Source organism: Aestuariivirga litoralis (genome assembly GCF_003234965.1).
Classification (GTDB): domain Bacteria; phylum Pseudomonadota; class Alphaproteobacteria; order Rhizobiales; family Aestuariivirgaceae; genus Aestuariivirga; species Aestuariivirga litoralis.
Map to the genome: position 1 here is coordinate 1 of NZ_QKVK01000004.1, position 25,571 is coordinate 25,571.

Genomic DNA, 25,571 nt, shown 5'->3' on the forward strand with positions numbered 1-25,571 from the left:
CGCCATGGAAGAGAAGCTGCGCTTCGCCATCCGTGAAGGCGGCCGCACCGTCGGCGCCGGCGTCGTCGCGAAGATCACCGACTAAGACTTTAAATGGTGCGGCGGGCTCCTTAACTGAGGGGTTCGCCGCGCTCTAGGGGTATAGCTCAGTTGGTAGAGCGGCGGTCTCCAAAACCGCAGGTCGTGGGTTCGAGCCCTACTGCCCCTGCCATTTTCTAAGGAAGCACACGTGGCAAAGACCAATCCGTTCGAGTTTCTCCAGGAGGTCCGCGAGGAGGCCAACAAGGTCACCTGGCCGACGCGCCGCGAGATCATGATCTCGACCGTCATGGTCTTCATCATGGTTTTCGTTGCTTCCATCTTCTTCCTCATCGTCGACTCCGTGCTGCACCGTGGCGTGCAGTGGGTCCTCGGTATCGCGGGTTAAAGGGCGGACATGGCTAAGCGCTGGTACATCGTTCACGCCTACTCGAATTTCGAGAAGAAGGTCGCGGACTCGATCAAGGAACAATCGGTCCAAAAGGGCCTGGGCGAGCTTTTCGAGCAGGTGCTGGTCCCGACCGAAGAGGTCGTGGAAGTGCGCCGCGGCCGCAAGATCAAGTCGGAGCGCCGCTTCTTCCCCGGCTACGTGCTGGTGAAGATGGAGCTCACCGACCAGGCCTTCCACCTGATCAAGAACACACCGAAGGTCACGGGCTTCCTGGGCTCTGACTCGAAGCCGATCCCGATCTCGGACGCCGAGGCTTCGCGCATCCTGAACCAGGTGGCGGAGGGCGTCGAGCGTCCGAAGTCCACGCTTACCTTCGAAGTCGGCGAGCAGGTTCGCGTCGCCGATGGTCCTTTCGCCTCCTTCTCCGGCCAGGTGGAGGAAGTGGATGAAGAACGGTCGCGGCTCAAGGTCGCCGTGTCCATCTTCGGCAGGCCCACGCCTGTCGAACTCGAGTACGGGCAGGTGGAAAAGCTCCGCTAACCCGTGAAACCCGGTGGGAGGCCCTCAACAAGCCGGACCACTAACCTCAATCAGCCGGATCGTCCGGCGAGGGAAAGAAAATGGCAAAGAAAGTCGTCGGCTACATCAAGCTGCAGGTGCCGGCAGGTCAGGCGAACCCGTCTCCGCCGATCGGCCCCGCTCTCGGTCAGCGTGGTCTCAACATCATGGAATTCTGCAAGGCTTTCAACGCCGCCACGCAGAAGATGGAACCCGGCATGCCGGTTCCGGTCGTCATCACGGCCTTCCAGGACAAGTCCTTCACCTTCGAGATGAAGTCGCCGCCCGCGACCTACTTCCTGAAGAAGATCGCCGGCCTCAAGTCCGGCTCGAAGGAGCCCGGCAAGGGCGCCTTCGTCGGCAAGGTGTCGATGGCCCAGTGCCGCGAGATCGCCGAGCAGAAGCTCAAGGGCATGAATGCCCGCGACCTCGACGCCGCTGCGCGTGAAATTGCCGGCTCCGCCCGGTCCATGGGCCTCCAGGTGACGGAGTAAGAGATATGGCAAAGCTCGCTAAGCGCATCGCCAAGAACAACGAAGGCATCGACCGTCAGAAGGTCTATGGCCTCGATGAAGCCGTCAAGCTCATCAAGGGCCGCGCCAACGCCAAGTTCAACGAAACCGTCGAGATCGCCATGAACCTCGGCGTCGACCCGCGCCACTCGGACCAGATGGTCCGCGGCGTGGTCAACCTGCCGAACGGCACCGGCCGCAACCTGCGCGTCGGCGTCTTCGCCAAGGGTGCGAAGGCCGAGGAAGCGAAGAAGGCCGGGGCTGACGTCGTCGGCGCCGAAGAGCTCTTCGAGATCGTCAACAAGGGCACGATCGACTTCGACCGCTGCATCGCCACGCCGGACATGATGGGCCTCGTCGGCCGTCTTGGTAAGGTTCTCGGCCCGCGCGGCATGATGCCGAACCCCAAGGTCGGCACGGTCACCATGGACGTCGCCGGTGCGGTCAAGGCCGCCAAGGGCGGCGCGGTGGAGTTCCGCGTCGAAAAGGCCGGCATCGTGCAGGGTGGCGTCGGCAAGGCGTCCTTCTCGGACGAGCAGCTCAGCCAGAACATCAAGGCCTTCGTCGATGCGGTCATCAAGGCCAAGCCGCCGGCGGCCAAGGGCACCTATGTCAAGAAATTGTCCATTTCTTCGTCCATGGGTCCCGGCCTCAAGCTGGATCTGGGCTCCGTCACCGGCGGTGGCGCGTAAGGCTTGAACGAGTTTCCCTGCTGAAATCAGCAATGATTTCAGCAGGGTGCCCGAAGTTCCTCGAACTTCGGTTTACCTGTCCGAGATTGCAGGCGCGGGGGAATCCCTCCCGCTTAAAAGCCCAGCCTGCATGAGATGGGTGTCAAAACGGAATTCGGATCCCTACTTAAGGGTTCCAAGTCGGTTTGGACCTCATGGACCCAGTCCCGGAAATGCCCGGGCAGGGGGACAGGCACGTAAGCGCCGCTCAGGCGCCCGCTGCCGTCGTGTGGTGTGCGTCTTGAGCGGTTGGTCCAACGGCGGGCGGGTCTCAAAGCCTTCTCGCCATAAAGGAGAGAGCAAGTGGAAAGAGCTGAAAAGAAAGAGCTCGTCGCAACGCTCAACCAGGTGTTCAAGACCACCGGTGTGATCGTTGTGGCCCACAACAAGGGCCTCACTGTGAACCAGGTCAACGACCTGCGTAACAAGATGGCCCAGGCGGGGGCGACCGTGAAGGTCGCCAAGAACCGTCTTGCCAAGCTTGCTCTTGATGGCACTGACGCAGCCGGGATCAAGGACCTCTTCGTGGGTCCGACCATGGTGGCTTACGCCGCCGATCCCGTCTCGGCACCCAAGGTCGCCTCGGCCTTCGCCAAGGGGAACGACAAGTTCGTCGTCCTCGGCGGTGCGCTGGGCAAGACCGTCATGGATGCCAACGCGGTCAAGGCACTCGCCGAACTGCCCTCGCTCGACGAGCTCCGGGGCAAGCTCATTGGCCTCATCCAGGCGCCCGCCACCAAGATTGCTGGTGTGCTTCAGGCTCCTGCCGGCCAGCTGGCGCGTGTCTTCAACGCCTATGCCACCAAGGATCAGGCCGCTGGCTAAGACGCCACGCCTTAACCACTACCCAACCAACCGACGATAGAAAGATACTCAAATGGCTGATCTCGCCAAGATTGTTGAAGACCTCTCGGCTCTGTCCGTTCTGGAAGCCGCTGAACTGTCCAAGATGCTCGAAGAGAAGTGGGGCGTTTCCGCCGCCGCTCCGGTGGCCGTTGCCGCCGCTCCGGGCGCTGCCGCTGCCGCTCCGGCCGAAGAGAAGACGGAGTTCACCGTCGTTCTCGCCTCGGCTGGCGACAAGAAGATCGAAGTCATCAAGGAAGTCCGCGCCATCACCGGCCTGGGCCTGAAGGAAGCCAAGGACCTCGTCGAAGGCGCCCCGAAGACCGTCAAGGAAGGCGTGAACAAGGCCGATTCCGAAGCGATGAAGAAGAAGCTTGAGGCCGTTGGCGCCAAGGTCGAGCTGAAGTAACGATTTTCCGGTGGCGCCGCGCTTGAACAGAGCAGGGCGCCACCGGGCCAGTACTGCGCCGTCCGCGACGGCTTGCCGGACTTCCTTTCGAAAAAGGGGGTTCGGCAAGCTGTCGAATTTGCATGTTTTTGAACCGTCAAGGGGACCCCATGGCCGAAACTCAGTCCGCCGCTAGCCGCAAACGCCTCCGCAAGTTCTTTGGCAGGAAGATCGAAGTGGCCGAGATGCCGAACCTCATCGAGGTTCAGCGCGAAAGCTACGACCAGTTCCTGCAGATGGTGGAGCCGAAGGGCGGCCGCGCGAACGAGGGCCTGCAGGCCGTGTTCAAGTCGGTGTTCCCGATCACCGATTTCTCGGGCCAGGCCATGCTCGAGTTCGTGCGCTATGAGTTCGAGCAGCCCAAGTTCGACGTCGACGAGTGCCAGCAGCGCGGCATGACATTTGCCGCACCGCTGAAGGTTACGCTGCGCCTCATCGTGTTCGAAATCGATCCGGACACCCAGGCCAAGTCGGTGAAGGACATCAAGGAGCAGGACGTCTACATGGGCGACATGCCGCTCATGACGGCGAACGGCACCTTCGTCGTCAACGGCACCGAGCGCGTCATCGTCTCGCAGATGCACCGTTCGCCCGGCGTCTTCTTCGACCATGACAAGGGCAAGACGCACTCGTCGGGCAAGCTGCTCTTCGCGGCGCGCATCATCCCCTATCGCGGCTCCTGGCTCGATTTCGAGTTCGACGCGAAGGACATCATCTATGCCCGCATCGACCGCCGCCGCAAGCTGCCGATCACCACGCTGCTCTATGCGCTCGGCCTGTCGTCGGAAGAGATCCTGCACACCTTCTACAAGACCGTCACCTACAAGCTGACGAAGAACGGCTGGAAGACGCCCTTCGACGCGCAGCGCTTCAAGGGCATCAAGCCGTCGGTGGACCTTATCGACGCCAAGACCGGTGCGGTCGTCGTCGAGGCCGGCAAGAAGATCACCCCGCGCCTTGCCCGCAAGATCGCCGAGGACGGCGTCAAGGAGCTCCTGGTGCGTGACGAGGACCTCTATGGCCTCTATCTCGCCGACGAACTCGTCAACGAGAAGACCGGCGAGATCTATGCCGAGGCCGGCGACGAGATCAGCGAGAAGCTGCTGAACCAGCTGAAGGACGCTGGTTACGCCGAGCTCAACCTGCTCGACATCGACCACATCAACAACGGCCCCTACATCCGCAACACGCTGAAGGCCGACAAGGTGGAAAGCTACGAGCAGGCGCTCGTCGAGATCTACCGCGTCATGCGCCCGGGCGAGCCGCCGACGCGCGAGACCGCGGAAGCGCTGTTCAACGGCCTGTTCTTCGACCAGGAGCGCTACGACCTCTCGGCCGTGGGCCGCGTCAAGATGAACATGCGCCTCGAGCTCGATGTTCCGGACACCATGCGCGTGCTGCGCAAGGAAGACATCATCGCCGTCATCAAGACGCTGCATGAGCTGCGCGACGGCAAGGGCGAAGTCGACGACATCGATCACCTCGGCAACCGCCGTGTGCGCTCGGTCGGCGAGCTCATGGAGAACCAGTACCGCCTCGGTCTCGTCCGCATGGAACGCGCCATCAAGGAGCGCATGTCCTCGGTCGACATCGACACGGTGATGCCGCATGACCTGATCAATGCGAAGCCGGCGGCCGCCGCCGTGCGCGAATTCTTCGGCTCCTCGCAGCTGTCGCAGTTCATGGACCAGACCAACCCGCTCTCCGAGATCACCCACAAGCGCCGCCTGTCGGCCCTTGGACCGGGTGGCTTGACGCGTGAGCGCGCCGGCTTCGAAGTGCGCGACGTGCACCCGACGCATTATGGCCGCATCTGCCCGATCGAAACGCCGGAAGGCCCGAACATCGGCCTCATCAACTCGCTCGCGACCTATGCCCGCGTCAACAAGTACGGCTTCATCGAGACGCCCTATCGCAAGGTGATCGACGGCCGCGTGACGGATGACGTCGTGTATCTCTCCGCCATCGAGGAGCAGAAGCACCACATCGCCCAGGCCAACGTGGCGCTGAACCCGAAGGGCGGCTTCGCCGAGGACCTCGTCATCGCGCGTCACGCCGGCGACGTGCTGATCGTGCCGGCCGACCGCATCGACTATGTCGACGTGTCGCCGAAGCAGCTCGTGTCCGTCGCCGCGGCGCTGATCCCGTTCCTCGAGAACGACGACGCCAACCGCGCGCTGATGGGTTCCAACATGCAGCGTCAGGCCGTGCCGCTGGTGCGCACCAATGCGCCGCTCGTCGGCACCGGCATGGAAGCCGTGGTGGCGCGCGACTCCGGCGCCGCCGTGGCCGCCCGCCGCTCGGGTGTGGTCGACCAGGTGGACGCCAAGCGCATCGTCATCCGCGCGACGGAAGAGACCGATCCGTCGAAGTCGGGCGTCGACATCTACACGCTCGCCAAGTTCCAGCGTTCGAACCAGAACACCTGCATCAACCAGCGTCCGCTGGTGCGCGTGGGTGACCGCGTCAAGGCCGGCGACATCATCGCCGACGGCCCGTCGACGGACCTCGGCGATCTGGCGCTGGGCCAGAACGTGCTCGTCGCCTTCATGCCGTGGAACGGCTACAACTTCGAGGACTCGATCCTCCTCTCCGAACGCATCGTGAAGGACGACGTCTTCACCTCCATCCACATCGAGGAATTCGACGTGATGGCGCGTGACACGAAGCTCGGCCCTGAGGAAATCACCCGCGACATCCCGAATGTCGGCGAGGAAGCCCTCAAGAACCTCGACGAGGCCGGCATCGTCTACATCGGTGCGGAAGTGAAGCCGGGGGACATCCTGTGCGGCAAGATCACGCCGAAGGGCGAAAGCCCGATGACGCCGGAAGAAAAGCTGCTCCGCGCCATTTTCGGCGAGAAGGCGTCCGACGTGCGTGACACCTCGCTCCGTCTGCCGCCCGGCGTTGCCGGCACGGTCGTCGAAGTGCGCGTGTTCAACCGCCATGGCGTCGACAAGGACGAGCGCGCCCAGGCCATCGAGCGCGAGGAGATCGACCGTCTCGCCAAGGACCGCGACGACGAGCTCGCCATCCTCGACCGCAACTCCTATGGCCGCCTCAAGGGCTGGCTCAACGGCAAGGAAGCCACGGGCGGTCCGAAGGGCCACAAGATCGAAGGCAAGATCACCGAGAAGACCCTCGATGACCTGCCGCAGTCGCAGTGGTGGAACATCGCGCTCGGCGACGAGAAGGCGATGGGCGAACTCGAGGCCATGAAGCAGCAGTACGACGAGTCCAAGAAGCGCCTCGACACGCGCTTCCACGACAAGGTCGACAAGCTGCAGCGCGGTGACGAGCTGCCGCCGGGCGTCATGAAGATGGTCAAGGTCTTCGTCGCCGTGAAGCGCAAGATCCAGCCGGGCGACAAGATGGCCGGCCGTCACGGCAACAAGGGTGTCGTGTCGCGCATCGTTCCCATCGAGGACATGCCCTTCCTCGAGGACGGCACGCATGTCGACGTGGTGCTGAACCCGCTGGGCGTGCCTTCGCGCATGAACGTCGGCCAGATCCTCGAGACGCATCTCGGCTGGGCCTGTGCCGGCATGGGCCGCAAGATCGGCGCGCTGCTCGACGGCTACAAGGACACCAACAGCGTCAAGCCGCTGCGCGACGAGATGAACCGCATCTACGGCAAGCATGACGAGCTCCAAAGCCTCGACGACAAGTCGCTCGTCGAAGCCGCCGAAAACCTGCGCCGCGGCGTTCCCATCGCAACCCCCGTCTTCGACGGTGCGCGCGAGGAGGACATTGCGGCCATGCTGAAGGACGCCGGCCTCTCGACCTCCGGTCAGGTCACGCTGTTCGACGGCCGCTCGGGCGAGCCCTTCGACCGCCAGGTCACCGTGGGCTACATCTACATGCTCAAGCTGCACCACCTGGTGGACGACAAGATCCACGCCCGTTCCATCGGCCCGTACTCGCTCGTCACCCAGCAGCCGCTGGGCGGCAAGGCGCAGTTCGGTGGCCAGCGCTTCGGCGAAATGGAAGTCTGGGCCCTGGAAGCCTATGGCGCTGCCTATACGCTGCAGGAGATGCTGACCATCAAGTCGGACGACGTCGCGGGCCGCACCAAGGTCTACGAGGCGATCGTCCGCGGCGACGACACCTTCGAGGCCGGCATCCCCGAGAGCTTCAACGTGCTCGTCAAGGAAATGCGCTCGCTCAGCCTCAACGTCGAACTGCAGAACTCGCAGGCCAACGTCTCGAGCTAAAGATCAAACGGCGGGGGGCACGCCTCCCGCCGACTGCCTCATTCGAATTCGAACACCCAGCGGGCACGGCCGCCTGCGCAAAATGGAGAATATGACCGATGAACCAAGAGGTCATGAACGTCTTCAACCCGGCAACGCCGGCTCCGACCTTCGACCAGATCCGCATCTCGATCGCCAGCCCCGAGAAGATCCTCTCGTGGTCCTTCGGCGAGATCAAGAAGCCCGAGACCATCAACTACCGCACCTTCAAGCCGGAGCGGGACGGTCTGTTCTGCGCCCGCATCTTCGGGCCGGTGAAGGACTATGAGTGCCTCTGCGGCAAGTACAAGCGGATGAAGTACAAGGGCATCATCTGCGAAAAGTGCGGTGTGGAAGTCACCCTCTCGAAGGTCCGGCGCGAGCGCATGGGCCACATCGAGCTCGCCGCCCCCGTCGCCCATATCTGGTTCCTGAAGTCGCTGCCGAGCCGCATCTCCATGCTGCTCGACATGACGCTGAAGGACGTGGAGCGCATCCTCTATTTCGAGAACTACATCGTCCTCGAGCCGGGCCTGACGCCCATGAAGCTGCACCAGCTTCTCTCGGAGAGCGAGTACATCAAGGCCCAGGAAGACTACGGCGAGGACGCCTTCACGGCGGGCATCGGTGCCGAAGCCGTGCGCGACATGCTGATGTCGATCAACCTCGAGCAGCTGCGTGACCAGCTGCGCGAGGAGCTGAAGAACGCCACCGGCGACCTGAAGCCCAAGAAGATCGCCAAGCGCCTGAAGCTGGTCGAGAGCTTCATCGAATCCGGCAACCGCCCGGAATGGATGATCCTCACCCAGGTCCCGGTCATCCCGCCGGAGCTGCGCCCGCTGGTGCCGCTCGATGGCGGCCGCTTCGCGACCTCCGACCTGAACGACCTCTATCGCCGCGTCATCAACCGCAACAACCGCCTGAAGCGGCTGATCGAGCTGAGGGCACCCGACATCATCGTGCGCAACGAGAAGCGCATGCTGCAGGAAGCCGTTGACGCGCTGTTCGACAACGGCCGCCGCGGCCGCGTCATCACCGGCGCCAACAAGCGTCCGCTGAAGTCCTTGGCCGACATGCTGAAGGGCAAGCAGGGCCGCTTCCGCCAGAACCTGCTCGGCAAGCGCGTCGACTATTCCGGCCGCTCGGTCATTGTGGTCGGTCCCGAGATGAAGCTGCACCAGTGCGGGTTGCCGAAGAAGATGGCGCTCGAGCTGTTCAAGCCCTTCATCTATTCGCGGCTTGACGCCAAGGGCCTCTCCGCCACCGTGAAGCAGGCGAAGAAGCTGGTCGAGAAGGAGAAGCCGGAGGTCTGGGATATCCTCGACGAGGTCATCCGCGAACACCCGGTGCTGCTGAACCGCGCGCCGACGCTCCACCGCCTCGGCATCCAGGCCTTCGAGCCGGTGCTGATCGAGGGCAAGGCGATCCAGCTGCATCCGCTCGTCTGCACCGCCTTCAACGCCGACTTCGACGGCGACCAGATGGCCGTCCACGTGCCGCTGTCGCTCGAAGCCCAGCTCGAAGCGCGCGTCCTCATGATGTCCACGAACAACGTGCTGCACCCCGCCAACGGCCAGCCGATCATCGTGCCGTCGCAGGACATCGTGCTCGGCCTCTATTACCTCTCGATCATGCGCAAGGGCGAGCCCGGCGAGGGCAAGGCCTTCGGCAACATGGCCGAGATCGACCATGCGCTGGCCGCCGGCGTCATCACGCTCGCGACCAAGATCAAGGGCCGCGTCAGCGAGATGAACGCGGAGGGCAAGATCGTCAACCGCATCGTCGAGACGACGCCCGGCCGCATGAAGATCGGCGAACTTCTGCCCAAGGCCGTCAACATCAGCTACGACCTGTGCAACAAGCTGATGACCAAGCGCGACATCTCGCGCATGATTGACGCGGTCTACCGCCATTGCGGTCAGAAGGAATCGGTCATCTTCTGCGACCGCATCATGGCGCTCGGCTTCTACAACGCCTACAAGGCGGGCATCTCCTTCGGCAAGGATGACATGGTCATCCCCGAGACCAAGGAGAAGATCGTCAACACCACGCGCGAACTCGTCAAGGAGTTCGAGCAGCAGTACATCGACGGCCTGATCACCCAGGGCGAGAAGTACAACAAGGTCGTGGACGCCTGGGCCAAGACCACCGACAAGGTGGCCGAGGAAATGATGGCGCGCATCTCCGCCGTGCAGGTGGACGAGAAGACCGGCCGCGAGAAGCAGATCAACTCGATCTACATGATGAGCCACTCCGGTGCGCGCGGTTCGCCCGCGCAGATGAAGCAGTTGGGCGGCATGCGCGGCCTGATGGCCAAGCCCTCGGGCGAGATCATCGAGACGCCGATCATCTCGAACTTCAAGGAAGGCCTGTCGGTGCTCGAGTACTTCAACTCGACCCACGGCGCCCGCAAGGGCCTGGCTGACACCGCCCTCAAGACCGCGAACTCGGGCTACCTCACCCGCCGTCTGGTGGACGTGGCCCAGGACGCGATCATCTCGGAAGTCGACTGCGGCACCGAGGCCTATCTCACCGCGCGTCCCATCGTGGATGCGGGCGAGATCATCGCCTCGCTCGGCAGCCGCGTGCTGGGCCGCACCGCGGCGCAGGACGTGGTCAACCCGGCTTCCGGCGAGATCATCGTCGCCGCCGGCAACGAGATCCTGGAACCGCATGTCGAGATCATCGAGAAGTCGGGGATCGGCGAGCTGAAGATCCGCTCGGTGCTGACCTGCGAGACCAAGTTCGGCGTCTGCGCCAAGTGCTATGGCCGTGACCTCGCGCGCGGCACGCCCGTCAACATGGGCGAGGCCGTGGGCGTCATCGCCGCACAGTCGATCGGCGAGCCGGGCACCCAGCTCACCATGCGTACCTTCCATATCGGCGGCACCGCGCAGGTGCTGAACGACTCGTTCATCGAAGCCAATGCGGACGGCAAGATCGTCATCCGCAACCGCAACTTCGCGAAGGACGGGCAGGGCCGCCTGATGGTGATGGGCCGCAACTCGACGCTGGTTCTCGTCGACGAGAACGGCACGGAGCGCGCGATCCACAAGCTGCTCTACGGCACGCGCATGTATGCCGACGAGGGCGACAAGGTGAAGCGCGGCACGCGTCTCGCCGAGTGGGACCCCTATACCCGCCCGCTGATGACGGAAGTCGACGGCACGGTGGAGTTCGAGGACGTGGTCGAAGGCGTGTCGGTGAACGAGGTGGCGGACGAGGCCACCGGCATCACCAACCGCGTCATCATCGACTGGCGCTCGAACCAGCGCGGTTCCACGCTGAAGCCCGCGATGGTCATCAAGGGCAAGGACGGCAAGGTGATGAAGCTCGCCCGTGGCGGCGAGGCGCGCTACCTGCTCTCGGTCGATGCGGTTCTCTCGGTCGATCCGGGTGCGAAGGTCACCGCCGGTGACGTGCTCGCCCGTATCCCGCTCGAGAGCGCGAAGACCCGCGACATCACCGGCGGTCTGCCGCGTGTCGCCGAGCTCTTCGAGGCCCGCCGCCCCAAGGATCACGCGATCATCGCGGAGATCTCCGGCCGCGTCGAATTCGGCCGCGACTACAAGAACAAGCGCCGCATCCGCATCGTTCCGTCGGAGGAGGGTGTGGAGGCCGTGGAGTATCTGATCCCGAAGGGCAAGCACCTTCCCGTCCAGGAAGGCGACTTCATCGAGAAGGGCGAATACATCATGGACGGCAACCCGGCGCCGCATGACATCCTGGACATCAAGGGCGTGGAGGAGCTCGCCTCCTACCTCGTCAACGAAATCCAGGAAGTCTACCGTCTGCAGGGCGTGAACATCAACGACAAGCACATCGAGGTGATCGTCCGCCAGATGCTGCAGAAGGTCGAGATCACCGACTCTGGCGACTCGACGCTGCTGCTCGGCGAGCAGGTGGACCGCGAGGAGCTCGATCACGAAAATTCGAAGCTCATCGCGGAAGGCCTGCGCCCCGCTTCCGGCAAGCCGGTGCTGCTCGGCATCACCAAGGCCTCGCTGCAGACGCGCTCCTTCATCTCGGCGGCCTCCTTCCAGGAGACCACCCGCGTGCTCACCGAAGCCTCGATCATCGGCAAGGTCGACACGCTCGAAGGCCTCAAGGAGAACGTCATCGTCGGCCGTCTCATCCCGGCCGGCACCGGCGGCATGCTCTCCAGGCTGCGGGCGGTCGCGGACAAGCGCGACACCCTCATCCTCGAGGAGCAGGCCAAGGCCACGGAACTGCCCGCCGCCGAATAAGCCGGCAGACATGCGAAACACAAAGGCCCGGAGCAATCCGGGCCTTTTTCTTTGCGAGAGTGCCGCCCACCCGTCTTCGCAATCGATAAAGGTGAAAAGAAGAACCTTCAGTTGTAACAAGTGGCAGGTCGCCGGCGAAGTCCTCTGTGTCGGGCAAGCCTGCCCGTCGACCCGAACGTCCAGTTCATCCCAAATCAGAGGACATCAGCATGAAGAAGCTACTCGCATCACTCGCCCTCACCTGCGCTGCCGTCACCGCCATCGCCAGCGCCTCTCATGCCGATACGAACCCGGCCTTGGCGAACTCGCAGTATTGCCGTGACTACGCGGAGGACGTCATCTGCATGGGCCCGGAAATGATGGCGATGCGGGCGAAGATCATGGCCATGACCAAGGAAAAGGCGATGGAACTCCGCTCCGCCTATTGCCGCAACAAGGCGGTCACCGGTGATCCGATCTGCGACCCGAAGATGATGACCGACACGACCGGATACTGACACCTAAGCAGAGAGCGGGGTTTCCTCGTCCTCTCCCGCGTCAGCGGGAGAGGAGGGGGCCCCGACGCAGTCGGGGTAGGTGAGGGGAAGCGAGTTCCTCTCCCGCGTCAGCGGGAGAGGAGGGGGCCCCGACGCAGTCGGGGTAGGTGAGGGGAAGCGAGTCCCCCGCCACCGTGCCCATTTCCTCTCATCTCTCCCGCGTCTGCCGGAGAATCAACAATGCCCGGGCTCTCACCCGGGCATTCCGATCATCAGCAGGCTGATGAAATCACTTCCCCCGCTGCGTCACGGGAACATAGTCCCGGCGCGGTGCGCCGGTGTAGAGCTGGCGCGGGCGGCCGATCTTCTGGTTCGGGTCCTCGATCATTTCCTTCCACTGCGAGATCCAGCCCACGGTGCGGGCGAGCGCGAAGAGCACGGTGAACATCGAGGTGGGGAAGCCGAGCGCGCGCAGGATGATGCCGGAATAGAAATCGACATTCGGGTAGAGCTTGCGCTCGATGAAATAGGGGTCGGAGAGTGCGGCCTGCTCCAGCACGCGCGCCACTTCGAGGAGCGGGTCGTCCTTGATGCCGAGTTCGGTCAAAACCTCATGCGCCGTCTTCTGCATGATCTTGGCGCGCGGGTCATAGTTCTTGTAGACGCGGTGGCCGAAGCCCATCAGCCGGATGTGGGACGTCTTGTCCTTCACCTTGGCGATGAATTCCGGCACCTTGGCCGGGTCGCCGATTTCCTTCAGCATTTCCAGTGCGGCCTCGTTGGCGCCGCCATGGGCCGGGCCCCACAGGCAGGCGATGCCCGCCGCGATGCAGGCGAAGGGGTTCGCACCCGAGGATCCCGCGAGGCGCACGGTGGAGGTCGAGGCATTCTGCTCATGGTCGGCATGGAGGATGAAGATCCGGTCCATGGCGCGCGCCAGGATCGGGTTCACCACATATTCCTCGCAGGGGACGGCGAAGCACATGCGCAGGAAGTTGGCGGAATAGGACAGCGAGTTCTGCGGGTAAACGAAGGGCTGGCCGATATGGTACTTGTAGGCCATGGCGGCGATCGTCGGCAGCTTGGCGATCATCCGGTGCGAGGCGATCTCACGCTGGCGGGCGTCGTTGATGTCGGTCGAGTCGTGGTAGAAGGCCGACATGGCGCCGACCACCGCCACCATCACCGCCATCGGGTGCGCGTCGCGGCGGAAGCCCTGGAAGAACCGGGTCATCTGCTCGTGCACCATGGTGTGGTAGGTGATGTTCTTGTCGAACTCCTTCCGCTGCGAGGGGGTGGGAAGCTCGCCGTAATAGAGCAGGTAGCAGGTTTCGAGGAAGTCGCCGTGCTCGGCCAGCTGCTCGATCGGGTAGCCGCGGTAGAGCAGCACGCCCTCGTCGCCGTCGATATAGGTGATCTTCGATTCGCAGGAGGCGGTGGAGGTGAAGCCGGGGTCGAAGGTGAAGGCGCCGGTCTGGGCATAGAGCTTGGTGATGTCGACGACGTCCGGTCCGATGGTGCCGGACTTGACCGGCATGTCGACCGACTTTCCTTTGAGCTCGAGAACTGCCTTCTTCGGATCGTCAGCCATTGTGGGCTCCCATATCTGCCTTTTTCTCGTCACGAACTATTGCACCGCACCATAGAAAGGTCAACGACACTGACCTGATGCTTTGGTCGAGCGCCCGCATGGCTGTCCGTCGTCCCTTGCCATGCTCGGGCAACATGCATTTTGGCATCCGCTGCAACATGCTTCTGTTGCACTCCGAAAAGCATCCGCCGTGCAACGGCGACAACCGTTTTGCACATCGAACGACAACCAATCTGCAACGCCAAAGTTGCGCGACGGCGACGGATCCAGAACTCGTCCCTCCCCCTTGCGGGGAGGGGAAGGGGTGGGGGTCGTCAGGCCGCCTGGTCACTCAACCTTGCCAGCGATTCCTCACGCCCCAGCACCTCGAGCACGTCGAAGATGCCGGGCGAGGTCGCGGTGCCGGTCAGCGCGGCGCGCAGCGGCTGGGCCACCTTTCCGAGCTTCAGCCCCGCTGTTTCGGCATGGGATTTCACTGCCGTTTCAAGGTCATGCGCCTGCCAGTTCGCAATGTGAGTCAAGACGGGGATGATGCCTGCCAGGACGTCCCTGCCGCCATCGGCGATGATCTGGCGCGCCTTGTCGTCCATCGGCAGCGGCCGCTCGGCAAACAGGAACTGGGCGCCATTCTTCAATTCCACCAATGTCTTGGCGCGTTCCTTCAAGCCAGGAAGTGCGCGCAGCAGCTTGGCCATCATGGCGTCGTCGATCTTGGCCTTCATGGCCGGCCCGCCCTCGGCATGCGGAAGGAAATCGATGAACGACATCAACAGCTTGTCATCCGCCATGTGGCGGATGTAGTGGCCGTTCAGGTTCTCCAGCTTGGCGAAGTCGAAGCGCGCGGCCGACTTGCCGATGGCGTCGAGGTCGAACCATTCGACCAGCTGCTCGGTGGAGAAGATCTCGTCGTCGCCATGGCTCCAGCTCAGGCGCGCCAGATAATTCCTCATCGCTTCAGGGAGATAGCCCATGGCGCGATAGGCCTCGACGCCGAGTGCCCCATGGCGCTTCGAGAGCTTCGCGCCATCCGGCCCATGGATCAGCGGGATGTGGCTCATGTGCGGCACCCGCCAGCCCATCGCCTTGTAGATCTGGGTCTGCCGGGCGGCATTGGTCAGGTGGTCCACGCCGCGAATGATGTGGGTGACGCCCATGTCATGGTCATCCACCACGACCGACAGGTTGTAGGTCGGATTGCCATCCGAGCGCAGGATGATCAGATCGTCCAAGTCCTTGTTCGGAATGACGACTCTGCCCTGCACCGCATCCTCGATCACGGTCTCGCCCTGCTGCGGGGCCTTGAAGCGGATGGCCGGCTTCACCCCCGCCGGCGCTTCCGAGGGGTCGCGGTCGCGCCAGGTCCCGTCATAGCGGATCGGCCGCTTCTCGGCCTCGGCCTTTGCCCGCATCGCCTCCAGGTCCTCCGGCGTGCAGTAGCAGCGGTAGGCCTTGCCCTGGGCCAGCAGTTCCTCCGCCACCTGCCGGTGCCGCTCGGCCCGGCCATACTGGGAGACCGGCTCTCCCGCCCAGTCCAGCCCCAGCCAGGTCAGCCCCTCGATGATCGCGTCGATGGCGTCCGCCGTCGACCGCTCACGGTCCGTATCCTCAATCCGCAGCAGCATTTTTCCGCCCGTGTGCCGCGCATAGGCCCAGTTGAACAGCGCCGTCCGCCCGCCACCGATATGCAGGTAGCCGGTGGGCGAGGGGGCGAAGCGGGTGACGACTGGCGATGACATGGACGCCGTTCTCCGTATTGACTGACGTAAGGGAAGGTGGTTGCGTGATGCGAGCCGCCAGTTAGCACACCCGCGGGCGGTCTCAAAGGGGAGTGCCATGTCGCTGGCCATGATGGACCAGGCGGGAGCGGAAGACGCGCCCCGCAAGGTCTGGCTGGCAGACGTTTGCAGGCGTGCCATCGCCGCCCAGCGCGGCCGTAGCGTCCTGTGGGCGGCGCCCGCGCTCAGCGTCGGCATCGGCGTCTATTTCGTCCTCCCGGAGGAGCCAGGCACCCTGCTGCTGCTGTCGCTCGGTCTGGCCGGCGCCATGCTCATCTGGCTCGGCCGGGCCAGCGGCCCCGTGCTGCTGGCAGGACTTGCGCTGGGGGGCTTCGCACTTGCCGGGCTGCAGTCCTGGCAGGTGGCAACGCCGCTGCTCGCCGCCGCCACCGGCGAGGTGACGGTGACGGGGCGGGCCGTCACCGTCGCGCGCAGCGCCCGCTCCCGGCTGGTGCTGGTTCTGGCACCCGAGGAGATCGAAGGCCTCGCACCCGGAAAGATGCCCCGCCTGATCCGCCTCTCGGTGCCGGAGAAGGCCGGGGCACCACCCCCGGGCGCCCGCCTGCGCTTCAGGGCCCGGCTGGCGCCGCTGCCGTCCCCCGTGGCGCCCGGCGCCTTCGATTACGGCCGCAGCCTGTGGCTTTCGGGCATCGGCGGCACCGGGCGGGTGACGTCGCAGGCCATCACCGTGCTGGACGGTCCGCAGCTGATTGCACCGCTCGACGGCTGGCTTGCCGGGCTCCGCGCGGCCATGGGGGCGCGCATCCACGCCGCCCTGGCCGAACCCTATGCCTCCTTCGCCGAGGCCCTGATCACCGGTGAGCGCAGCACCATTCCGCCGGAGATCAACAAGAGCCTGCTGGTCTCCGGGCTGTTCCACATCCTGTCGATTTCCGGGCTCCACATGTGGCTGGTGGCGGGTGGCGTGTTCTGGGCGGTGCGAGCGGCCCTGGCGCTCGTTCCCGGCCTTGCGCTGCGTTTCCCCATCCGCAAATGGGCGGCAGCGGCAGCCCTGATGATGGGGCTGTTCTACATGCTGCTGGCAGAGGGCGGCGTTGCCACCGCGCGAAGCTTCATCATGGTCGCCATCGTGTTCTTCGCCATCATCGTCGACCGTCCGGCCGTGTCGGTCCGCAACCTCGCCCTGGCCGCCCTGGTGATCCTCGTGCTGGATCCTGAAGCCGCCATCGAGGCGAGCTTCCAGATGTCCTTTCTCGCCGTGCTGGGCCTCGTCGCCTTCTATGAATTCTGGGCCCGCTGGAAGGCCGGGCAGGGCGAGGAGGGGCCTGCGCCGCACTGGGCGTGGCGCGTGGTGCGCTGGGCGGCGGCGGCCTTCCTCGCCAGCCTCGTCACCTCGCTGATCGCCGGGTTTTCCTCGTCACTTCCGGCGGCCTATCACTTCGGCCGCATATCGCCCTATGGCGTGCTGGCCAATGGCCTGGCGATCCCGGTGGTCGGCGTGCTGGTCATGCCCTTCGCGCTGCTTGCCGCCGTGCTGATGCCCTTCGGTCTGGAGCAGCTGCCGCTCGCCGTGATGGGCAAGGGGCTGGAGCTGGTGATCGTGATTTCCAATGCCGTCGCTGGCTTGCCCGGCGCCAACGAGGTCATCGCCCGTCCACCCCTCACGGCCATGACCGTGGTGGTCTGCGGCCTGCTGCTGCTCTGCCTGCTGGCCGGGCCGCTGCGCCTTGCCGGCCTTGCCGTGATGGCGGCGGGTGGCCTCCTCATGCTCTCGGCGCCCCCGCCGCCCGACCTCCTGATCGAGGCGACCGGCGCCAACGTGGCGCTGCGTGACGGAACCGGCCACATCGTGCCGGCACGGCCGCGCCGCGCCCGCTTTGCGGTGGAGAAATGGCTGCAGGCCAATGGCGAGGAGGCGAGCCCTGGCGAGGCCGCCAAACGGCCGGGCTGGCAATGCGCCGATGGGCGCTGCACCGCCGAACTGCGGGGCCGGGTGATCGTCTATCTCACCGGGAGCGAGGGAAAGCCTCCGGCTTGCCGCGGTGCAGACGTGGTTATCGCCGATTTTCCGCTGCGCGGCGCCTGCCGCCGCGTGCCGCTCAGGATCGACCGTTTCGACCTGTGGCGGCACGGTGCCCACGCCGTCTTCCTCTCCGGCCCAGCACCCGTGGTGAAGACGGCCAGGGGAGAGCAGGGCCGCCGGCCCTGGGTGGTGGTCCCCGAACCCCGCCGATTGACGGCGCCCGCGGTTGGAGGCAAGAGCGGCACATGAGCAAGCCCCGGCACCTCACCATGAGCGAGATCCGCAAGGAGATCGACCGTATCGACGAGAGCCTCATCAAGATCCTGGCCGAGCGCCAGCGCTGGGTGGAAAAGGCCGTGGTGGTGAAGAAGCGTGACGGGCTTCCGGCGCGTGACGATGCCCGCGTACGCCAGGTGATCGACCATGTGCGCGTGCTGGCGCGCGCCCACAATGTCGATCCGGCACTGGTCGAGACCATGTGGACCGAGATGGTCGAGTGGTTCATCGCATACGAGGAACGCTCGATCTGAGGGTCGACGCCGGGCCGCGGCGCTGGCTAGAATGCGGGCATCATGATGTTCCCGCACCTGTTCTCGCCCTTCACCCTCAAGTCCACCGAGATCCGCAACCGCATCTTCTCGACCGGGCATGACACCTACCTTCCCGAGGGCGGCCTCCCGTCGGACTCGCTCATCGCCTATCAGCGCGCCCGCGCCAGGGGCGGGGCGGGGCTGATCGTCATCCAGGTCGTCGGCGTGCACGAGACATCGCGCTACACGGAAGCCCTGCTGATGGGCACCTCCGACGACTGCATCAAGCCCTTCACGCGCCTTGTCGATGCCATCCACGAGCAGGGCACCAAGGTCTTCGTCCAGCTCTTCCATCCTGGCCGCGAGCTGCTCGGCCGGCCCAACGGCGTGGTGCAGCCGGCCTTCGCACCGTCGCATTCGCCCTCGGAGCGTTTCAAGGTCATCCCGCGGGAGATGTCGCAATCGATGATCGGAGAGATCGTCGATGGTTTCGCCCAGGCGGCGCGGCGCATGGCGGCGGCCGGCGCCGACGGCGTCGAGATCGTGGCCAGCCACGGCTACCTGCCGGCCCAGTTCATGAACCCCCGCGTCAACCACCGCGAGGACCAGTATGGCGGCTCCTTCGACAACCGGCTCCGCTTCACCCGCGAGGCGATCGCCGCCATCCGCCAGCAGGTTCCGGGCGAATTCATTGTCGGCATGCGCATGTCGGGCGACGAGCACGACGAAGACGGCCTGGTGGAGGACGATTCGGTCGCCATCGCCCGGGCGCTGGCCCCGGAGCTCGACTACCTGAATGTCATAGCCGGCACCTCCGCCACGGCCTCCGGCGCGGCGCACATCGTGCCATCCATGGCAAATTCAACGGCTTACGTGGCGCCTTTCGCCCAAAAGGTGAAGCAATCCACCGGCAAGGCGGTGTTCGTCGCGGGCCGCATCAACCAGCCGCAGATTGCCGAGCAGGTACTGGCCTCGGGCGCTGCCGACATGTGCGGCATGACCCGCGCCATGATCGCCGATCCGGAGATGGCCAACAAGGCCAGGGCCGGCAAGGTGGACGACATCCGCGCCTGCATCGGCTGCAACCAGGCCTGCATCGGGCACTTCCAGCTCGGCCTGTCGATCTCCTGCATCCAGCACCCCGAAACGGGCCGCGAGCTGGACTATGGCGAGAAGCCCCGCGCCGCCGTCCGGCGCAAGGTTCTCGTCGTCGGCGGCGGCCCGGCCGGCCTCAAGGCCGCGGCGGTCGCAGCCGAGCGCGGCCACGATGTTCAATTGCATGAGCGCGAGGCACAGACCGGCGGACAGGCCCGCCTGGCCCAGCTGCTGCCCAAGCGGGCGGAATTCGGCGGCATCGCCACCAACCTGACGGCGGAGGCCGAACGCCACGGCGCCATCCTGCACCGGCGCAGCGAGGTGACGCGCGATCTGCTCCTCGCTGAGAAGCCGGACGTGGTGATCCTCGCAACGGGGTCGCGCCCGCATGCCCCGCCGCTCGAGGGCGAGGCGGCCCAGCTCGTGCACGTGGTGGATATCCTCGCCGGCCGCGCCAGCACCGGCCAGAAGGTCGTGGTCTATGACTGGATGGGCGACTGGGGCGGCTCCGGCATCGCCGAGAAGCTGGCCGCCGAGGGGGCGAACGTCCGGCTCGCGGTCAACCACCATTGCGCGTCCGCCTCGATCCAGACCTATGTCCGCTTCGAGCAGGTGGCGCGCCTGCACAAACTGGGCGTCGAGGTCCACCCGTGGCTGCGCCTTTACGGTGCTGACGGGCGCACCGCCTACTTCATCCACACCCCCTCGCGCGAGGCGGTGGTGATGGAGGACGTCGACACCATCGTCCTCAACACGCCCAACCTGCAGGACGACGGCCTGGTCGCGGTGCTCGATGAGCTTGGCATTCCCTACCATCTGGCCGGCGACGCCCTGAGCCCGCGCACCGCGGAGGAAGCCGTCTACGAAGGCATGCTGGCGGGGCTCGCCGTCTGAGCTGCGCTGTGGCGCGGATGCAACAGCGGCCCGATTTGTGAACGCTGTCCAATTCCGCCAGAATCTCAACCTTTTATCCGCCCAAATTGCCCCCTAGCGTGCAGCCTGTGCGGGGGAAGAGATTCCCGTGCACGGCCGACAGGGGCTCAGGGCAGGAGCGACGCATCACCATCGCGCGGGGTTTGACCGGGCGAGGGGGCGTCCTGCGTTCACGGGGTCTTTCGGCATGTCCGCGTAACGTTGAAGAGAAAGTGGCGTCGACGAGAATGGGTCATCCCGCAAACACCTTGAACTTCGCACCCGCGAAGCATGGCTGGGGGGCCTAGGGAATCGTGATGTCCATGCGGGCTCCGAGCGGAGTGTGGCGGATGCATGCCGGCATCCGGCACGTCATCCTGGCAGCCGTCTCGATGCTCATGATGCTCGCTCCCGCCACCGCGGCGGATGACGACGAGAAGGGCCCACTCGCCGAATTCTATTCCTATCTTCCCGCCGCGCCGGACATCCACCTTCCGGAATTCTCCATTCCGTTCTGGACCGACGACCTCAAGAAGGCCAAGCGCGCCTACAAGAACGGCGACTATGAACGCGCCCTCAAGCTGTTCCGCCGCGCCTCGGACGATGGCAACATCGTCGCCGACTGGTATCTCGGCCACATGTACAGCCAGGGTGTGGGCGTGCCGCGCAATGATGCGATGGCCTACAGCTACTATTCCCGCGTTGCCGAGCACTACGACCCCGAGGAGACGGACCCCAACCGCCTGCGCATCACCGTGGACGCCATGGTCCGCCTGGCTGATTACCAGCGGCGTGGCGCCGTCAATGCCGGCCTCCAGCCAGATCCCAAGGCCGCCGCCCAGAGTTACCTCAAGATCGCCACGGCCTATGGCCACCCGGCCGCGCAATATGCGCTGGGGGTGATGAGCATCAAGGGCGAGGGCGTGAAGAAGAACCCGCAGCAGGGCCTGAAGTGGCTGATGGCCGCGGCCCGCAAACGTTATGCGCCCGCCGAGGCCTATCTCGGTGATCTCTACTGGTCAGGCCAGATCGTCAACGCCGACCGCACCCGTGCCGTGATGTGGTACATCCTTGCCCGCGAGTCCGCCCGGCCCGATGAGAACCCGGAAATCTTCTCCCGTGCCGAGCAGATCGAAGCCAGCGTCGGCGCCGACGAGCGCATCGAGGCGGAAGCCCGCGCCCGGGTCTGGGAGGAACGCTACCCAGCCGGCAAGGTGAAGGCGGCGGGGGATTAGCCCGGCGTGTTCGGTGCCGCGTCGAGGCAAGTCTGCATGAAATCCGGGACCGCCATGTTGACGCCCGGCAGCGAATACCAGGACGCGGTTCCGGGGCGGGTTTGCACCATGTAGGCCCAGTGGCCGACCTGGGCGGAGGATGAACCCGTCGACATCTGGTTGGCCATGGTCCACTGCCGTGCCTTCATGACCATGTTGCCGACGCCGATGGTGGTCTCGGACCCGTCAGCATAGGGATAGTCGGTGAAGGTGAGGTAGATCTTTCCCTCCGGCGTCACCGATCCCACCAGCGACTTGCAGCTGATGGCATTGTCGCCCAGCTTCGCCGCGGTGCGGCCCCAGAAATAGCCGTTGCGGTATCCGGTGATGGTGTAGACCGTCTGGTCCTGGACGGGGATCAGCCGGTTCTGTGCGGGTACATAGACATAGGCGGGAAGGCCGCTGGTCGGCACATACCAGGTGGTGCCGTTGAGCCAGTTCCAGTCGCGCACGGTGGCTGCCGAAGCGGGCAGGGCTGCCGCTGCCAGTGCGAGGGTTGCTGCAAGAAGATGTGTCTTCGTCATGTCTTGTCCCGCCCTTTGGCCTTGGTGAAGGCTTAGCGGAACCAGCGGCCTGCGCAAAGCAACCAGGGCAGGTGCCTTGCGGCGTGGTAAATGCCTCAGGCCGCGCGGCGCCCGGGGCGGGTCAGGATATAGGCCGCGGTGGCCGCCAGCGTCAGGGCGGCGCCAATCTCCAGCCAGGCCGGGGCCTCGGTGCCGAAATGGAGGTAGCCGAACATGGCCGTCATCATCGTCACGGCGACGATCTTGGCACCGGTCGGGATCACGCCCTCGTCCTCCCAGTCGCGCACATAGGCGCCGGCCAGGCGATGCGAGCGGATTTTCTCCGCCATTTCGGGTGAGGAGCGCGAAAAGGCCCAGACTGCGACCAGCAGGAAGGGCGTCGTCGGCATCAGCGGCAGCACGATGCCGACGAGGCCCAGGCCCACGCAGAGCCAGCCCGTTCCCAGCAGCACGGGGCGCCTCAGGGCCTTCACCATGCGGCACCCGCCGGTCTTGTGATCGTGGCGCGATTCATGTCTATTGGCTGGCCCATGCCCGATCCCATTGATCCCCGCCCTCAAGTGAAGGTGGTTGACGTCGAAATCAAGGCGCAGAGTTCCATTTTTGGGAAGCTGCGCGCCTATTTCTTCACCGGACTGGTGATTACCGCGCCCATCGCCATAACCGTGTGGGCGACCTATTGGTTCGTCACCATGTTCGACGCGTGGGTGAAGCCCTTCCTGCCGGAATCCTATAATCCCGATACCTATCTGCCAATCAGGGTCCCGGGCTTCGGACTGATCTTCGCCCTCATCGCCATCACCCTGATCGGCTTCATGGCGGCAAATCTCGCCGGCCGCACCATGATCGCCATCTGGGACAAGATTCTCAATTCCATGCCGGTCGTGCGCTCGATCTACAAGGGATCGAAGCAGATCTTTGAAACCCTTTTCTCGCAGAAGGGCGCTTCCTTCCGCTACGTCTGCCTGGTGGAATGGCCGCGCCGTGATGCCTGGTCAATCGCCTTCGTCTCGCGCGAGGTGGACGGGGCGCAGATCGGCCTCGCGCCGGGCCGCCAGATGTATGCGGTCTATGTCTCGACCACGCCCAATCCCACCTCGGGCTATGTGTTCTTCGTCGACACCAGCGACGTGAAGATCATCGACATGAGTGTCGAGGACGGGCTGAAGCTCGTGATCTCCATGGGCCTCGTGTTCCCCGACAAGCCGCTGCCGCCGGACAAGGAGGCTGCGGCGGCCGTCAGCCTGCCGAAAGAAGCCTGATCGCCTCGTCGCGCTCGAAGAGGTAGAGCAGCACGCGCAGCGCCTCGCCGCGTGGTCCGGTCAGCTTCGCGTCCTTGTTCAGTACCAGCTGCGCGTCATCGCGCGCCGCCTGCAACAGGTCGCCGTCGGTCGAAAGATCCGCCATGCTGAACAGCGGCAAGCCTGACTGCCGGGTGCCCAGCATCTCGCCAGCACCCCGCAGCCGCAGGTCTTCTTCCGCGATGCGGAATCCATCCTCCGTCTCGCGCATGATGGAAAGCCGTGCCTTGGCCGTCTCGCCCAGAGGCTCCTGGTAGAGGAGCAGGCAGGAGGACTTGCCCGAGCCGCGGCCCACGCGACCCCTGAGCTGGTGCAGCTGGGCGAGGCCGAAGCGCTCCGCGTTCTCGATGACGATGGCAGTGGCCTCCGGCACGTCGACGCCGACCTCGATCACGGTGGTGGAGACGAGAAGCTGCAGCGTGCCGTCCTTGAATTCCTGCATCACGCGGTCCTTGTCCGGCCCCTTCATGCGGCCGTGGACGAGGCCCACCTGACCCTTGAAGCGTGAGGCGAGCTGCAGGAAGCGCTCCTCGGCGGCGGCGAGGTCCACCTGCTCGCTCTCCTCGACGAGGGGGCAGACCCAATAGGCGCGGTTGCCCTGCGCGATCGAGCGCGCGAGGCCGTCGATCACGTCATCCATGCGCGCCATGGGAATGACGCGGGTGTCGATGGGAAGGCGGCCCGCCGGCTTCTCGGTGAGCTTGGAGACATCCATGTCGCCATAGACGGTGAGTGCCAGGGTGCGCGGGATGGGCGTCGCCGTCATGACGAGGAGATCGGTTGCGCCGCCCGCCTTGGCCTGCAATGCGAGGCGCTGGTGGACGCCGAAGCGGTGCTGCTCATCGATGACCACCAGCCCCAGGTCCTTGAACACCACATGCTCCTGGAAAAGCGCGTGGGTGCCGACGACGAGCGCGGTTTCGCCCGCCGCGACGCGCGCGAGGATCTCGTCGCGTGTCTTGCCCTTCTCGCGGCCCGTGAGGAGCGTGACCGAGATGCCAGCCGCATCACAAAGCTTCGACAGCGTGGCATGGTGCTGGCGGGCGAGGATTTCGGTCGGCACCATAAGTGCCCCCTGCGCGCCGCTCTCGATGGCGGTTGCGAGTGCCAGCAGGGCCACCACCGTCTTGCCGGAGCCCACGTCACCCTGCAGCAGCCGCAGCATGCGGTCGCCCGAGGCCATGTCGCGGAGGATGTCGTTCACGGCCTCGGCTTGCGCATTGGTCAGGCTGTAGGGCAGGGCCTTGATGAGCCTTGAGCGGAGCTCCCCCGTGCCCGGCAGCTTGCGCCCCTGCGCCCGCTTCATGTTGGCGCGGACGAGGGTGAGGGCCAGCTGGTTTGCCAGCAACTCGTCATAGGCCAGCCGCCGCCGGTCGGGGCTTTCCAGGCCTACGGCCGTTGGGGCCAGCGGGTGATGCAGGGTCCTCAGGGCCTGCTGGAAGGAGGGCCAGCCGTGGCGTTGCAGGAAGGGCAGGTCCTGCCATTCGGGAAGCTCGGGCAGCTTTTCAAGCGCCTGGGCGATGGCCTTGGCCAGCACCTTGGGCGACAGGCCCTCCGTCAGGGGATAGACCGGTTCGATCAGCGGCATGCGCCCGAACTCGTCCGCCGACACGATGTGATCCGGGTGTGCGATCTGCGGCTCGTCGTTGAACCAGTCGATCTTGCCGGAGATGAAGCGCGTCTCGCCCTCGGGGAGAGCCCGGCGGATCGAATCCGCATAGGCATGGAAGAACACCAGAGTCAGCGGTCCCGTTCCGTCGGAAACGTCCACCCGGTAGGGCACGCGCCTGTTGCCGGGGGGCGGCGGGCGGTGGCGCATCACGGTCGCCTCCACCGTCACCACACCGTCACGCGGAAGGCCGTTGATCTTCGGCCGGAAGCGGCGGTCGACGATGCCCGACGGCAGGTGGAACAGCAGGTCGACGATGCGCGTCGTCTCACCTGGCGTGCCGTGCGCCGGGCGCAGGAAACCTGCCAGCAGCTTGTCCAGCTTGGCGCCGATGCCCTTGAGGCCGGCGGCCCCGGCGAACAGCGGATTGAGGAGCGGTGGGCGCATGGGCCTATTTCACCGGGAACCGGTTGCGGCGCAAGGGCGCTTGGGGCATGAG

Annotated in this window: 20 protein-coding genes and 1 tRNA gene; 16 read left to right on the top strand and 5 right to left on the bottom strand. The window is 65.1% G+C overall.

From position 1 onward, the window contains the following. The 11 genes from DK847_RS09735 to DK847_RS09785 form a co-directional block, all read left to right on the top strand. The coding region (locus DK847_RS09735; protein ID WP_483458045.1) for an EF-Tu C-terminal domain-related protein at positions 1 to 85 on the top strand (85 nt) is incomplete at its 5' end. Between the two features lie 50 nt (positions 86 to 135). Beyond that, positions 136 to 211, top strand: a tRNA-Trp gene (locus tag DK847_RS09740). A gap of 18 nt (positions 212 to 229) precedes the next feature. Then, entirely contained in the window at positions 230 to 427 is a 198-nt protein-coding gene (gene secE / locus DK847_RS09745) for a preprotein translocase subunit SecE (RefSeq protein WP_111198190.1), read from the top strand. Between the two features lie 9 nt (positions 428 to 436). Beyond that, entirely contained in the window at positions 437 to 970 is a 534-nt protein-coding gene (gene nusG, locus DK847_RS09750) for a transcription termination/antitermination protein NusG (RefSeq protein WP_111198191.1), read from the top strand. Positions 971 to 1,050: 80 nt separating this feature from the next. Beyond that, complete coding sequence (gene rplK / locus DK847_RS09755; protein ID WP_111198193.1) at positions 1,051 to 1,482, top strand: 50S ribosomal protein L11; 432 nt, start codon at positions 1,051 to 1,053, stop codon at positions 1,480 to 1,482. 5 nt (positions 1,483 to 1,487) lie between these two features. Next, positions 1,488 to 2,192: a 50S ribosomal protein L1 gene (rplA, locus tag DK847_RS09760; protein WP_111198194.1), complete on the top strand. Its 705-nt coding sequence runs from the start codon at positions 1,488 to 1,490 to the stop codon at positions 2,190 to 2,192. A gap of 342 nt (positions 2,193 to 2,534) precedes the next feature. Then, positions 2,535 to 3,056, top strand: coding sequence for a 50S ribosomal protein L10 (gene rplJ / locus DK847_RS09765; RefSeq protein ID WP_111198196.1), 522 nt, complete (start codon positions 2,535 to 2,537; stop codon positions 3,054 to 3,056). Positions 3,057 to 3,108: 52 nt separating this feature from the next. Next, the gene (gene rplL, locus DK847_RS09770) at positions 3,109 to 3,483 is read left to right on the top strand and encodes a 50S ribosomal protein L7/L12 (protein ID WP_111198198.1); all 375 of its coding nucleotides are present in this window, start codon (positions 3,109 to 3,111) and stop codon (positions 3,481 to 3,483) included. Positions 3,484 to 3,632: 149 nt separating this feature from the next. Beyond that, a complete protein-coding gene (rpoB, locus tag DK847_RS09775) occupies positions 3,633 to 7,736 on the top strand; it encodes a DNA-directed RNA polymerase subunit beta (RefSeq protein WP_111198199.1) in 4,104 nt (1,367 codons plus the stop codon). A 98-nt stretch (positions 7,737 to 7,834) separates the two neighbouring features. Then, positions 7,835 to 12,001 (top strand): DNA-directed RNA polymerase subunit beta', encoded by a 4,167-nt coding sequence (rpoC, locus tag DK847_RS09780; protein ID WP_111198201.1) that lies wholly within the window; start codon positions 7,835 to 7,837, stop codon positions 11,999 to 12,001. Positions 12,002 to 12,210: 209 nt separating this feature from the next. After that, a complete protein-coding gene (locus tag DK847_RS09785; RefSeq protein ID WP_111198202.1) occupies positions 12,211 to 12,498 on the top strand; it encodes a hypothetical protein in 288 nt (95 codons plus the stop codon). A gap of 268 nt (positions 12,499 to 12,766) precedes the next feature. Here DK847_RS09785 and gltA read toward each other — a convergent pair whose 3' ends face one another. Both gltA and gltX read right to left on the bottom strand, forming a co-directional pair. Next, positions 12,767 to 14,068 carry a citrate synthase gene (gltA, locus tag DK847_RS09790; RefSeq protein WP_111198204.1) on the bottom strand — a complete coding sequence of 434 codons (1,302 nt, stop codon included), beginning with the start codon at positions 14,066 to 14,068 and terminating at the stop codon, positions 12,767 to 12,769. Positions 14,069 to 14,382: 314 nt separating this feature from the next. Continuing rightward, positions 14,383 to 15,804 (bottom strand): glutamate--tRNA ligase, encoded by a 1,422-nt coding sequence (gene gltX, locus DK847_RS09795; protein WP_111198206.1) that lies wholly within the window; start codon positions 15,802 to 15,804, stop codon positions 14,383 to 14,385. 97 nt (positions 15,805 to 15,901) lie between these two features. Here gltX and DK847_RS09800 point away from each other — a divergent pair, with 97 nt between their 5' ends. The 4 genes from DK847_RS09800 to DK847_RS09815 all read left to right on the top strand — a co-directional run bounded on the left by DK847_RS09800 (position 15,902) and on the right by DK847_RS09815 (position 21,599). After that, on the top strand, positions 15,902 to 18,076 hold the full coding sequence (locus DK847_RS09800; RefSeq protein ID WP_111198207.1) for a ComEC/Rec2 family competence protein: 2,175 nt from the start codon (positions 15,902 to 15,904) through the stop codon (positions 18,074 to 18,076). Then, positions 18,073 to 18,357, top strand: a complete 285-nt coding sequence (locus DK847_RS20600; RefSeq protein ID WP_161957222.1) for a chorismate mutase — start codon at positions 18,073 to 18,075, stop codon at positions 18,355 to 18,357. Before DK847_RS09800 ends, DK847_RS20600 begins: the two co-directional genes overlap by 4 nt. A 42-nt stretch (positions 18,358 to 18,399) precedes the next feature. After that, positions 18,400 to 20,346, top strand: a complete 1,947-nt coding sequence (locus DK847_RS09810; protein ID WP_111198209.1) for an oxidoreductase — start codon at positions 18,400 to 18,402, stop codon at positions 20,344 to 20,346. Between the two features lie 368 nt (positions 20,347 to 20,714). Beyond that, positions 20,715 to 21,599 (top strand): tetratricopeptide repeat protein, encoded by an 885-nt coding sequence (locus DK847_RS09815; protein WP_161957223.1) that lies wholly within the window; start codon positions 20,715 to 20,717, stop codon positions 21,597 to 21,599. On the opposite strand, the gene DK847_RS09820 is transcribed toward DK847_RS09815, so the two are convergent. Further along, positions 21,596 to 22,162: a hypothetical protein gene (locus DK847_RS09820; RefSeq protein WP_111198212.1), complete on the bottom strand. Its 567-nt coding sequence runs from the start codon at positions 22,160 to 22,162 to the stop codon at positions 21,596 to 21,598. The genes DK847_RS09815 and DK847_RS09820 overlap by 4 nt on opposite strands. Positions 22,163 to 22,257: 95 nt before the next feature. Further along, positions 22,258 to 22,638 (bottom strand): YbaN family protein, encoded by a 381-nt coding sequence (locus DK847_RS09825; RefSeq protein ID WP_111198214.1) that lies wholly within the window; start codon positions 22,636 to 22,638, stop codon positions 22,258 to 22,260. Positions 22,639 to 22,728: 90 nt separating this feature from the next. Here DK847_RS09825 and DK847_RS09830 point away from each other — a divergent pair, with 90 nt between their 5' ends. Further along, positions 22,729 to 23,424: a DUF502 domain-containing protein gene (locus DK847_RS09830; protein ID WP_245414579.1), complete on the top strand. Its 696-nt coding sequence runs from the start codon at positions 22,729 to 22,731 to the stop codon at positions 23,422 to 23,424. Here DK847_RS09830 and recG read toward each other — a convergent pair. Beyond that, complete coding sequence (gene recG, locus DK847_RS09835; RefSeq protein WP_111198217.1) at positions 23,402 to 25,519, bottom strand: ATP-dependent DNA helicase RecG; 2,118 nt, start codon at positions 25,517 to 25,519, stop codon at positions 23,402 to 23,404. The genes DK847_RS09830 and recG overlap by 23 nt on opposite strands. Between the last annotated feature and the right edge of the window lie 52 nt (positions 25,520 to 25,571).